Genomic DNA, 12,562 nt, shown 5'->3' on the forward strand with positions numbered 1-12,562 from the left:
GCTTTCCTTTTTTAGTTTTTAGAAAGAAAAAAATAAGCACTTCCGTAATTGGAAATGCTCGTTTTTTGATATGTTTAGATTCTTAGTCTTTATTTTCGTGTGGTAAGATCAAGTTCAAGATGATTCCTGTCATAGCTGATAGGGCAGTTCCTGAAAGGGTAACTGGACCGAGTTTAAGGATAGCTCCTCCAAGTCCAAGAACCAACATAGCACTTGCGATGATGAGGTTACGCATTTGAGCGAAATCAACACGTTCTTTGATCAAGACTTTCAAACCGTTGCTGGCGATAACTCCATAGAGAAGGATTGACATACCACCAAGTACAGCGTTTGGAATAGTTGAAATCAAGGCAGTGAATTTACCAAGGAAGCTAAGGGCAATTGCGATAAAGGCAGCGTTACGGATAACTGAGACAGAAGCGATACGAGTCATTCCGATAACCCCTGTATTTTCACCGTAAGTTGTATTGGCTGGTCCACCGAGGAAGGCAGAAACAGATGTTGCGATGCCATCACCAAGAAGAGTACGGTGTAGACCAGGTTCTTTCAAAAATTGGCGTCCACAGATTTGACCTAAAACGGTATGGTCTCCGATATGTTCAGAAATGGTTACGATTGCGATTGGTAAGATGGCAATTGTTTCAGGACCGAAGTAAAGGTCGTATTGTTTGAAGGCACCACCTGTATTGAATGGTAGGTAGAAACCAGGGATTTCAAACCAGTTAGCTTCAAGAACAGGAGTGAAGTCAACCAAGCCAAGGGTTAGTGCAAAGAGGTAACCACCGATAATGGCAAATAGGAATGGGATAATTCGTAGGAATCCTTTTCCTTTTGTATTGATAAAGGCAGCAATCAAGAAAGTAACAACGGCTACAAGAGCGTTTTTCCAGTTTCCGTCAGCTACAAGACCAGCGTTGGTAACAGCTGAACTAGCTAGTCCAAGACCGATAACAATGATCATAGGACCGATAATGATTGGTGGTAAGAGTTTGTCGATCCATTTTGTACCTGCAAAGCGCACACCTGCAGCAACAAGGACATAGACAAGACCAGTCAGGATAACCCCTGTCTGAGCAGCAGATACATCACCACCCATTTCTTTCATGGCAAGTGACATAGCTGTGATAAAGGCAAAAGAAGAACCCAGATAAACTGGAACTTTAAAGCCAGTAGAGATCATGTAAATGAGTGTTCCTACACCTGATGCAAAAAGGGCAACCGATACAGGCATTCCCAAGATCAAAGGTACCAAGATGGTTGCACCAAACATGGCGAATACGTGCTGGAAGCTAAGAAGAATTCCCTTTCCAGCTGAAGGACGTTGGTCAACGTCTAAAAGCAAATCAACAGTTGATTCCTGTTTCATATTAACCTCACTTTTGGGCATCAAAAAAGAGCCCATTATTTTACAGCAATAGGCCCTCAGAGTAAGACTTCTTTAAAATCTAGACTTTAAAGAGTTTCAAATATTTCTGCGTCTTCGTCACCTCACGGGATGACATTAAAAACCTTTGCTTGTGATAGTATAGCAAAAATTGCAAACTTTGTAAACATTTGTTTACTAAAAAATTTAAAGCGGGCGTTTATTTGGCATACCAGCCTTACGTGGATATTTATTTGGTGTTTCCTTTTTCTTTTCTACCACTGTGATGTAGCGCGGATCTCCATTTGGTAGGGCGTAGCTGAGATTGTCTTCGACCTTACTAAAAAGGAGGTTGAGGGCATTCTTAGCTTCTAATAACTCCTCAGGCGCATTGCTGGCCTTGAGTGCCAGTAGTTTTCCACCAACTTGCAGGTAAGGAATTGTCAATTCAGATAAGACCTGCATACGGGCAACCGCACGAGCTGTTACAAAATCATATTGAGCACGGAAGTTTTTGTCTTGGGCCAAGTCTTCTGCACGTCCATGGTAGAAATGAACATCGTCCAAATCCAGTTCTTGAGCCAAGAGTTGTAGGAAGTTGATGCGCTTATTTAGCGAATCAATGATGGTCACATCTAACTGAGGATAGAGGATTTTCATTGGTAGACTAGGAAATCCTGCCCCGGCTCCAATATCAAGAAGTTTGATAGCTTCATTAGGAATCAAACCTTGAAGGATGGGTGCAATCGAATCGTAAAAATGTTTGAGATAAACTTCATCCTTGTCTGTAATGGCTGTTAGATTGATTTTTTCATTCCACTCGACCAAGAGTTCAAAATAACGTTCAAATTGTTCTTTCTGCTGGTCCGAAAGTGGAAGGTTCTGCTCGGCAAGCAAGTTGTAAAATGTTTCTGGTTTCATAGTTATTTCCTTCTTTAGTATCATCTTATTTTACCACAATCATTAAAAATTTGATATACTGGTACTAATCTAAAAGTAGAAAGGACTTATATAATGACTTGGATTATTCTTGGAGTTTTGGCTCTTGTTGTTATTTTTGTGATTGTTATCTATAACGGTTTGGTTAAGAATCGTATGCAAACAAAGGAGGCTTGGAGTCAGATTGATGTTCAGTTGAAACGTCGAAATGACCTCTTGCCAAACTTGATTGAAACTGTAAAAGGTTATGCCAAATATGAAGGTTCTACCCTTGAAAAGGTGGCAGAACTTCGCAATCAAGTTGCTGCAGCGACTTCACCAGCAGAAGCTATGAAAGCTAGTGATGCCCTCACTCGTCAGGTTTCGGGTATTTTTGCAGTTGCAGAAAGCTATCCAGATTTGAAAGCCAGTGCAAACTTTGTTAAATTGCAAGAGGAGTTGACCAATACAGAAAATAAAATTTCTTACTCTCGTCAACTCTACAACAGTGTTGTCAGCAACTACAATGTAAAATTAGAAACTTTCCCAAGCAATATTATCGCTGGAATGTTTGGATTTAAAGCAGCAGATTTCCTTCAAACACCAGAAGAGGAAAAGGCAGTTCCTAAAGTTGATTTTAGCGGTTTAGGTGACTAAGATGTTGTTTGATCAAATTGCAAGCAATAAACGAAAAACCTGGATTTTGTTGCTGGTATTTTTCCTACTCTTAGCTCTTGTTGGCTATGCAGTTGGTTACCTCTTTATGCGGTCTGGGCTTGGTGGTTTGGTTATCGCGCTGATTATCGGCTTTATCTATGCCTTGTCCATGATTTTTCAATCGACTGAGATTGTCATGTCTATGAATGGGGCGCGTGAAGTTGATGAGCAAATGGCACCAGACCTTTACCATGTAGTGGAAGATATGGCCATGGTGGCTCAGATTCCTATGCCCCGTGTTTTCATCATTGATGATCCAGCCTTAAATGCCTTTGCGACAGGTTCTAACCCTCAAAATGCGGCGGTTGCTGCGACTTCAGGCCTTCTAGCTATCATGAATCGTGAGGAGCTAGAAGCTGTTATGGGCCATGAAGTCAGTCATATCCGTAACTACGATATCCGTATTTCGACTATTGCCGTTGCTCTTGCCAGTGCCATTACCATGCTTTCTAGTATGGCAGGTCGTATGATGTGGTGGGGTGGCGCAGGTCGCAGACGAAGTGACGATGACCGAGATGGAAATGGCTTAGAAATCATTATGCTAGTGGTTTCCCTCCTAGCTATCGTGTTGGCTCCTCTCGCTGCAACCTTGGTGCAACTAGCTATTTCTCGTCAGAGGGAATTCCTAGCTGATGCTTCCAGTGTCGAGTTGACGCGCAATCCGCAAGGGATGATTAACGCTCTACGTAAGTTGAATAATAGCGAGCCGATGCATCACCATGTCGATGATGCCAGCAGCGCACTTTATATCAATGATCCCAAGAAAGGTGGAGGGTTCCAAAAACTCTTTTATACTCACCCACCTATTTCAGAACGGATTGAACGTTTAAAACAGATGTAAAAAGAATCCAGAGGTCGTCTCTGGATTTTTGCTATATTCAAGATTTATATATCTTGTAGATCAACGGCCTCTAAACCGTGTTCTGTCATGCGATAGATAATCGAGCAAACTTCTTTTAAGAAACGACGGTCATGCGAAACAGTGACGAGACCGCCTGGATAAGTGGCAAAGAGTTTTCTGATTTGGGGTTGAGAAGTTGGAGAAAAGTTTCGTGTAGGTTCATCCAACAGGAGAAAGTTTGGTTTGCACAAGACTAAATCCAAAAGCAGGAGTTTACCCTGTTGTCCGCCAGATAAGGAGCGAATTTGATGCTGCATTTCTGGATAACTGAAATTGAGACTAGCTAGGTGAGATTGGATTTTTTGCAGTTCTTCTTTTTGTCCAGTTTGGCTGAGATAGGCTATTGGTGATAAATCCAATTGCAGTTTTTTGTGGTAATCTTGTGGCATAAAACCAAGCGAAATCTCTCTTTTGGCGCTTAGTAGTTGTTGCAACCTGGCTAACAGAGTTGATTTTCCAACACCATTTGGTCCGATGATACCGATTTTTTCTTGGCCACGGACAGTTAGTTGTAGTCCCTGAGACAAAATTCGCTCGCCAATGGACAAATTTTCTTTTTCCAGTTGGATTAAGACTTTAGAAGCAGGTAATGGTTGGATGTCTGAAAAGAAAAGTTGGATTTGTTCCTCTTCAAGTGGCTTTTGGGTCATGGACTGAGCTGCCCTTTCGTAGCGTTTTTCTTGTGAGAGAACAGTTTTCATCTTTTTAGCCAATAGGCGACCGGCAGTACTGTCTTTGGTAGCTCGAAGTGCAGTTTCTACATTTTGCTTGACTCGGCGATGTTTTTCCATGGTTTTGTCATAGGCTCTCTGGTCGTTAGCAGCTTGCTGACTTTGTCTGGCAAAATGAACCTTTCTCTGCTCACTGTAGCGATCATAGTCTAAATGCTCTACTAGCGTTTCCGCTTCTTTACGGTGCTTGACCAGTCGCAAGTGGACAATAGTGTCTGCCGTTTCAGAAAGAAAGTCCTCATCATGGGAAATGAAAATAACAGTTTGCCTAATCTTTCGAATCTGATTTTTTAGCCAATCAACCGTCTCAAGGTCTAGGTCATTTGAAGGTTCATCTAAAAATAGAATCTCAAAGGGTTTAGCTAACTCATGGATGAGCTGAATTTTCAAAGATTCGCCTCCCGAAAGTCTCCCAATCTCTTGGTCGCTAGCAAAACGATCACTATCAAAATGTAACTCCTCCGCTAAACGATAAAGAATACTGTAGTCTAAATCAGCAGAATCCAAAAAGAAGTAGTCATGTAAACTTCTCTTTTTCAGGTCCTCGGGGAGTTTTTGAGGAATGTAGGCTAGTGATTGATGGTCAGACTGGATGTCTCCCCTGATAGTGAAATCAGGCAAAGCTTCCCCCATTAAAGTTTTAAGTAAGGTTGATTTGCCATTTCCTTCCTCTCCAATAATAGCTACCTTTTCCCCATCCTGGATGGTCATGCTTAGATCAGAGACAAGGTCTCGTAAATCTTTGTTTTGTGTGATGGTCAGGTGATTGATTTTTATCATATGATTACCCTTTCTAGAATGTCCATAGTGCATAACAAAAAGCTCTACTTTACCTAGTAGAGCCCAAAGTCTATGTCAAAAAAACTCTATGAAAATGCCAGAAAAAAGAGCATAAAAGAGCACACAAAAAGAGACAAAAACAAGATCTACTAAATAAAGGTTCTTTATTTGATAGACTTAGTTGTTCATGTCTCCCTTACCTCCGAGTATTAGTACCTCTATCCTATACTTTTCAGGAAATTTTGTCAACAGAAAACTGGAAATTCTATGCTCTAAAATCCAAAAATAGGTATATAAAGAGTTAGTAGGTGTTTGACATGCTCGTAATGGAATTTATCATAGTTGCGCCAAGCGGTGCGTGCTTGGTCGTTTAGTTTTAGGCTACCAAGTCCAATCAGAAGACTGGTAGGTTGGTAAAATTTCTCAAGATCGATTAAAATACTGTTGTCCAACTTTTCCGCTTTTTTGAGCTCTTGCAGAGTAGTATTTAGCAACTCTTGCAGTCGAATATCATCTGCTGTTCCTTGTTTACAGCTTTGGAAACTTTTATTTAACTCGGATAGGAGTTGGGTTACATTAGTAACGAGTTCTTTGTCTTCTATGTGGGCATCCTCCTTGCTCTGATGTAGTATAGCACTAAAAAATAAAAACAGCATAGTAAATATGTTGAAAATCGAATTTTAATTACAAAGTTTGGTGGGCTGATTTGTAGCCTTTTCATGGTATAATCAAGAGAGTAAATCTTTATGGAGGAAGTATGAAATTAAATATTCAAGAAATTCGTAAGCAGTCTGAAGGCTTGCATTTTGAACAAACATTAGACCTAGCCGCAGACCTGCGTGCACGCAATCAAGAAATTTTAGATGTAAAAGATATCCTTGCAGTTGGGAAAGTACAGTACGAAGACCGTATGTATTTCTTAGATTATCAACTATCTTATACCATTGTTCTTGCTTCAAGTCGCAGTATGGAACCAGTTGAGCTAGTTGAATCTTATCCAGTAACAGAAGTTTTCATGGAAGACGCAACTAACCAACTAGATCAGGAAGTTTTAGATGATGATTTGGTCTTGCCTATCGAAAATGGAGAACTTGACCTTGCTGAGAGCGTGTCAGACAATATCCTACTAAACATTCCTATCAAGGTCTTGACGGCTGAAGAAGAGGCTGGTCAAGGATTTGTGTCAGGAAATGATTGGCAAATCATGACTGAGGAAGAATACCAAGCCCAACAAGCAGTTAAGAAAGAAGAAAACAGTCCTTTTGCTGGCTTACAAGGACTATTTGATGGAGACGAATAATGGTCTTATCAAAAAAACGAGCACGAAAAGTGCTAGAAGAAATCATTGCTCTTTTTCCAGATGCCAAGCCTAGTCTTGATTTCACCAATCATTTTGAACTCTTGGTTGCGGTCATGTTGTCAGCTCAGACAACGGATGCAGCGGTAAATAAGGCCACGCCAGGTCTCTTTGCTGCCTTTCCAACGCCACAAGCCATGTCTGTTGCGACAGAGGGTGAAATTGCCTCACACATTTCTCGTTTGGGACTGTATCGGAATAAGGCTAAATTCCTAAAAAAATGTGCCCAACAGTTACTAGACGATTTTGATGGTCAAGTCCCTCAAACACGAGAGGAATTAGAGAGTTTGGCAGGTGTTGGTCGCAAGACAGCTAATGTTGTCATGAGTGTAGGATTTGGGATTCCAGCCTTTGCAGTGGATACTCATGTGGAGCGTATTTGCAAACACCACGATATCGTCAAAAAATCAGCGACACCACTTGAGGTGGAAAAGCGGGTCATGGATATCTTGCCGCCTGAGCAGTGGTTAGCAGCTCATCAGGCCATGATTTATTTTGGAAGAGCCATTTGTCATCCTAAAAATCCAGAGTGTGACCAGTACCCACAATTATATGATTTTAGCAATTTATAAGATGGTGGCTCAAAAGTTTTTGCTTGATTTTAGGTCTGCTTTGTGCTATAGTATTTGATAACTAAATATTCCTTTAAACCTGTCCCGTGAGGCAGGCAAGGAGCGCGATAAAGTAGAAGGGTGAAGTCTATACTGTTTGCAGTAGGGCTCGCTTGGCTATACATTTCAAGTCTCCTTGTTTAAGGAGACTTTTCTTTTTGGAGGTTTGTCATGAAGACAAAAGAAGTTGTAGACGAATTGACCGTCAAACGAGCGATTACGCGTATTACTTATGAGATTATTGAACGCAACAAAGATTTGAATAAAATCGTCTTGGCTGGTATTAAAACTCGAGGTGTCTTTATCGCCCACCGTATCCAAGAACGTTTGGAGCAGCTAGAAAATCTTTCAGTTCCTGTTGTGGAATTGGATACCAAACCTTTCCGTGATGATGTTAAAAGTGGAGAAGATACTTCTTTGGTTTCTGTTGATGTGACAGACCGTGAAGTTATCTTGGTGGACGATGTGCTTTATACAGGCCGTACCATCCGTGCTGCTATTGATAATATTGTCGGTCATGGTCGTCCTGCGCGCGTGAGTTTAGCAGTTCTAGTCGATCGAGGACATAGAGAATTGCCAATCCGTCCAGATTACGTTGGAAAAAATATCCCAACTAGTCGTTCTGAAGAAATCATCGTAGAGATGGCAGAACTTGATGGCCAAGACAGAGTTCTGATTACTGAAGAAGCTTAGAAAGCTAAAGGAGTAGCCATGTCAGAAAATCAACAAGCATTGAACCATGTGGTGTCCATGGAAGACCTCACTGTCGATCAAGTCATGAAATTGATCAAGCGAGGAATTGAGTTTAAAAACGGAGCTCAGCTTCCCTATGAGGATCATCCGATTGTTTCCAATCTTTTCTTTGAGGATTCTACACGGACGCATAAGTCCTTTGAAGTGGCAGAGATTAAACTGGGATTGGAACGACTTGACTTTGATGTGAAGACTAGTTCGGTTAATAAGGGTGAAACACTTTATGATACTATTTTGACTCTGTCTGCTTTAGGAGTGGATGTCTGTGTGATTCGCCACCCAGAGGTTGACTACTACAGAGAGTTGATTGCTAGTCCCACGATTACGACTTCCATCATCAATGGTGGAGATGGTTCGGGTCAACACCCTAGCCAGAGCTTGCTTGATTTGATGACCATTTATGAGGAATTTGGCCACTTTGAGGGTCTCAAGGTTGCGATTGCAGGTGACTTGGACCACTCACGCGTTGCCAAATCCAATATGCAGATTTTGAAACGCTTAGGTGCAGAACTTTATTTTGCTGGACCTGAGGAATGGAGAAGTCAAGAGTTTGCAGACTATGGACAGTTTGTAACTATTGATGAAATCATTGATCAGGTGGATGTCATGATGTTTCTCCGTGTGCAACATGAACGTCATGATAGTGGAGCTGTCTTTTCAAAAGAAGACTACCATGCCCAACATGGCTTGACTCAAGAACGTTATGATTGCTTGAAAGAAACAGCAATCCTCATGCACCCAGCTCCAGTCAATCGTGATGTAGAAATTGCAGATCACTTGGTTGAAGCACCAAAATCACGGATTGTCCAACAAATGACCAATGGTGTCTTTGTTCGAATGGCAATCTTAGAATCCGTACTGGCGAGTAGAAACGCCAACTAAAACACAAGACGTTAAAAGACGCCAGTGAGCGTCCACGAGAGGTGAAAATATGACAAAGAGACTTCTAGTATTAGAAGATGGCACAGTTTTTGAAGGCAAGGCCTTTGGAGCAGATATTGATGTAACAGGCGAAATCGTCTTTAATACAGGTATGACCGGCTACCAAGAATCCATTACAGACCAGTCTTATAATGGACAAATCTTGACCTTTACTTATCCTTTGGTAGGAAATTATGGAATTAACCGTGATGATTACGAATCCATCATTCCAACTTGTAAGGGAGTTGTCGTTTTCGAAGAGGCGCGTCGAGCAAGCAACTGGCGCAATCAAATGACGCTGGATGAATTTTTGAAAGCCAAGAAAATTCCTGGTATTTCAGGAATTGATACGCGTGCCCTTACCAAGATTATCCGTAAGCATGGTACTATGCGAGCAACCTTGACTCATGTTGGAGATAGTATGGACCATGTGACGGACCAGCTCCAAGCGACAGTCTTGCCGACAGACAATATCAAGCAGGTTTCTACTAAAACTTCCTATCCAGCTCCAGGAGTTGGTTTGAGCGTGGTGCTAGTGGACTTTGGTCTCAAGCACTCAATCTTACGTGAACTTTCTAAGCGTAATTGTAACGTGACGGTTGTTCCTTATTCGACAACGGCAGAAGAAATTCTTCACCTTAATCCTGACGGAGTTATGTTGTCAAATGGTCCAGGTAACCCAGAAGACGTTCCCCAAGCACTGGACATGATTCGTGGTGTGCAAGGAAAAATTCCAATCTTTGGTATTTGTATGGGGCACCAACTCTTTGCTATGGCAAACGGGGCTAAGACTTACAAGATGAAATTTGGTCACCGTGGATTTAACCATGCAGTACGTGAAATTGCTACAGGCCGTGTAGACTTCACCAGCCAGAACCATGGTTATGCAGTTAGCCGTGAGGATTTGCCAGAACACTTGATTATCACCCACGAAGAAATCAATGACAAGTCAGTTGAAGGAGTTCGCCACAGATACCAACCTGCTTTCTCTGTTCAATACCATCCAGATGCAGCCCCTGGGCCACACGACGCAAGCTACCTATTTGACGAGTTTATCGAGATGATGGAAGCTTTTAAACAATCAAACTAAGAACGAGTAAAAGCTCGTCGGAGAATTTATGTAACTGAACACGGACGGAAAGCTCGGAATTTAGAGAAACCAACTTGGATTGTCAATCCTTCCTTGTTTTCCTAAAATTCAATCGCTTTCTATTCGTCCTTTGTATCTTATTTAATGGCAACCCGAGAGTTGCCGAGTAGAAAGGCAGGTCGTTTCTTTTAGTCGCTATCAGGCGAACTAAAAACTCCCTGCACTAGATTTTTTATCGAAAAATATCGTTTCGCTAAAAAATCGTCGGAGAATTTATTTAATGTCGCCCTGTGAGGCGACGAATAGAAAGACAGGTCGTTTCTTTTAGTCGCTATTAGGCGAACTAAAAACTCCCTGCACTAGATTTTTTATCGAAAAATATCGTTTCGCTAAAAAATCGTCGGAGAATTTATTTAATGGCAACCCGAGAGTTGCCGAATAGAAAGGAGAAGGGTGGTCCGTATTTGCTAAACTGAATACGGGCTACGGACTGTGCTAAAAAGATAGTTATTCCTAGAACTGACAGTTCTTCGTCATAACTCCTATTTTAGCTTTGTCCGCTTGACGCCCTTAATATCTTATAAATGCCTAAACGTACTGATATTCAAAAAATTATGGTGATTGGTTCTGGTCCGATTATTATTGGTCAGGCTGCTGAGTTTGACTACGCTGGGACCCAGGCTTGCTTGTCGTTGAAAGAGGAAGGTTATGAGGTTGTTTTGGTTAACTCAAACCCTGCAACCATCATGACAGACAAGGAAATTGCTGATAAGGTTTATATTGAACCGATTACACTTGAGTTTGTAACGCGTATTCTTCGTAAGGAACGTCCAGATGCCTTACTTCCAACCCTTGGTGGGCAAACTGGTCTTAATATGGCCATGGAATTGTCTAAAAATGGTATCCTCGATGAGCTTGGTGTTGAACTTCTGGGAACTAAATTATCTGCTATTGACCAAGCGGAGGACCGTGACCTCTTTAAACAGTTGATGGAAGAATTGGATCAACCCATTCCAGAATCTGAAATTGTTAATACAGTAGAAGAAGCAGTTTCCTTTGCAGCGACAATTGGTTATCCAGTCATCGTTCGTCCAGCCTTTACACTTGGTGGTACTGGAGGTGGTATGTGTGCCAACGAGGAAGAATTGCGTGAAATCGCTGAAAATGGTTTGAAATTGTCACCTGTTACCCAATGTTTGATTGAACGTTCGATTGCAGGTTTCAAGGAAATCGAATACGAAGTGATGCGTGACTCAGCTGACAATGCTTTGGTTGTTTGTAACATGGAAAACTTTGACCCAGTTGGGATTCACACAGGGGATTCCATTGTATTTGCCCCTGCGCAAACCATGTCAGACTATGAAAACCAAATGCTACGTGACGCGAGCTTGAGCATCATTCGTGCCCTTAAGATTGAAGGGGGATGTAACGTTCAGCTGGCCCTTGATCCACACAGCTTCAAGTACTATGTCATCGAAGTAAACCCTCGTGTGTCTCGTTCTTCAGCCCTGGCATCTAAGGCGACAGGGTATCCGATTGCAAAATTGGCTGCTAAGATTGCAGTAGGTTTGACCTTGGATGAAGTTATCAACCCAGTTACAGGTTCAACCTATGCCATGTTTGAGCCAGCCCTTGACTACGTGGTTGCCAAGATTCCACGTTTCCCATTTGACAAGTTTGAAAAGGGTGAGCGCCGTCTTGGGACACAGATGAAGGCCACTGGAGAAGTCATGGCTATCGGTCGAAACATCGAAGAATCTCTCCTTAAGGCCTGTCGCTCCCTTGAAATTGGGGTGCACCACAATGAAATGCCTGAACTTGCAGCAGTTTCTGATGATTCCTTGATTGAAAAAGTAGTCAAAGCACAAGATGACCGCCTCTTCTACGTATCAGAAGCCATTCGCCGTGGCTACACACCAGAAGAAATTGCTGAATTGACTAAGATTGATATATTCTATCTTGATAAACTCTTGCATATCTTTGAAATTGAGCAAGAATTGGGTGCCCATCCACAAGATCTAGAAGTTTTGAAAACAGCTAAACTTAATGGATTTTCAGACCGTAAGGTTGCTGAACTTTGGGAAACGACTGCAGACCAAGTTCGTCAACTTCGCTTGGAAAACAAGATTGTTCCAGTTTATAAGATGGTCGATACTTGTGCGGCAGAATTTGACTCTGAAACACCATACTTCTATTCAACCTATGGTTGGGAAAATGAATCTATCAAGTCTGATAAGGAATCCGTTCTAGTTCTAGGTTCAGGTCCAATCCGTATCGGTCAAGGGGTTGAGTTTGACTACGCAACTGTTCACTCAGTTAAGGCTATTCAAGCTGCTGGTTATGAAGCCATCATCATGAACTCAAACCCAGAGACTGTGTCAACTGACTTCTCTGTGTCAGATAAGCTTTACTTTGAGCCA

At 41.8% G+C, this 12,562-nt stretch carries 12 protein-coding genes; 8 read left to right on the forward strand and 4 right to left on the reverse strand.

All coding sequences use genetic code 11. The features are described from left to right. Positions 1-82: 82 nt before the first annotated feature. Positions 83-1,366 carry a uracil-xanthine permease family protein gene (locus tag WKI23_RS08295; protein ID WP_368079582.1) on the reverse strand — a complete coding sequence of 428 codons (1,284 nt, stop codon included), beginning with the start codon at positions 1,364-1,366 and terminating at the stop codon, positions 83-85. 204 nt (positions 1,367-1,570) lie between these two features. After that, positions 1,571-2,284 carry a 16S rRNA (guanine(527)-N(7))-methyltransferase RsmG gene (rsmG, locus tag WKI23_RS08300; protein WP_368079583.1) on the reverse strand — a complete coding sequence of 238 codons (714 nt, stop codon included), beginning with the start codon at positions 2,282-2,284 and terminating at the stop codon, positions 1,571-1,573. Positions 2,285-2,377: 93 nt separating this feature from the next. Here rsmG and WKI23_RS08305 point away from each other — a divergent pair, with 93 nt between their 5' ends. Further along, positions 2,378-2,938 (forward strand): LemA family protein, encoded by a 561-nt coding sequence (locus WKI23_RS08305; protein ID WP_368079584.1) that lies wholly within the window; start codon positions 2,378-2,380, stop codon positions 2,936-2,938. 1 nt (position 2,939) lies between these two features. Further along, the gene (gene htpX, locus WKI23_RS08310; protein WP_368079585.1) at positions 2,940-3,839 is read left to right on the forward strand and encodes a zinc metalloprotease HtpX; all 900 of its coding nucleotides are present in this window, start codon (positions 2,940-2,942) and stop codon (positions 3,837-3,839) included. 44 nt (positions 3,840-3,883) lie between these two features. Here htpX and WKI23_RS08315 read toward each other — a convergent pair whose 3' ends face one another. Continuing rightward, positions 3,884-5,443 (reverse strand): ATP-binding cassette domain-containing protein, encoded by a 1,560-nt coding sequence (locus WKI23_RS08315; RefSeq protein WP_368079586.1) that lies wholly within the window; start codon positions 5,441-5,443, stop codon positions 3,884-3,886. A 239-nt stretch (positions 5,444-5,682) separates the two neighbouring features. Continuing rightward, entirely contained in the window at positions 5,683-6,012 is a 330-nt protein-coding gene (locus WKI23_RS08320) for a helicase BlpT (protein WP_368079589.1), read from the reverse strand. Positions 6,013-6,167: 155 nt separating this feature from the next. On the opposite strand from WKI23_RS08320, the gene WKI23_RS08325 reads away from it, so the two are divergent. From WKI23_RS08325 to carB, 6 genes are all read left to right on the forward strand, one after another. Next, positions 6,168-6,710, forward strand: a complete 543-nt coding sequence (locus WKI23_RS08325; RefSeq protein WP_368079587.1) for a DUF177 domain-containing protein — start codon at positions 6,168-6,170, stop codon at positions 6,708-6,710. Beyond that, entirely contained in the window at positions 6,710-7,339 is a 630-nt protein-coding gene (nth, locus tag WKI23_RS08330) for an endonuclease III (RefSeq protein WP_033681985.1), read from the forward strand. Before WKI23_RS08325 ends, nth begins: the two co-directional genes overlap by 1 nt. Before the next feature lie 210 nt (positions 7,340-7,549). Then, complete coding sequence (gene pyrR, locus WKI23_RS08335) at positions 7,550-8,071, forward strand: bifunctional pyr operon transcriptional regulator/uracil phosphoribosyltransferase PyrR (RefSeq protein ID WP_000850023.1); 522 nt, start codon at positions 7,550-7,552, stop codon at positions 8,069-8,071. Between the two features lie 18 nt (positions 8,072-8,089). Further along, positions 8,090-9,013, forward strand: coding sequence for an aspartate carbamoyltransferase catalytic subunit (locus tag WKI23_RS08340; RefSeq protein ID WP_261062867.1), 924 nt, complete (start codon positions 8,090-8,092; stop codon positions 9,011-9,013). 49 nt (positions 9,014-9,062) lie between these two features. Then, positions 9,063-10,142 (forward strand): carbamoyl phosphate synthase small subunit, encoded by a 1,080-nt coding sequence (locus tag WKI23_RS08345; RefSeq protein ID WP_000166853.1) that lies wholly within the window; start codon positions 9,063-9,065, stop codon positions 10,140-10,142. Positions 10,143-10,726: 584 nt separating this feature from the next. Next, the coding region (carB, locus tag WKI23_RS08350) for a carbamoyl-phosphate synthase large subunit (RefSeq protein ID WP_368079588.1) at positions 10,727-12,562 on the forward strand (1,836 nt) is incomplete at its 3' end.

It is taken from the genome of Streptococcus pseudopneumoniae, assembly GCF_038148955.1.
In the GTDB taxonomy this organism is placed as follows: Bacteria; Bacillota; Bacilli; order Lactobacillales; family Streptococcaceae; genus Streptococcus; species Streptococcus pseudopneumoniae_T.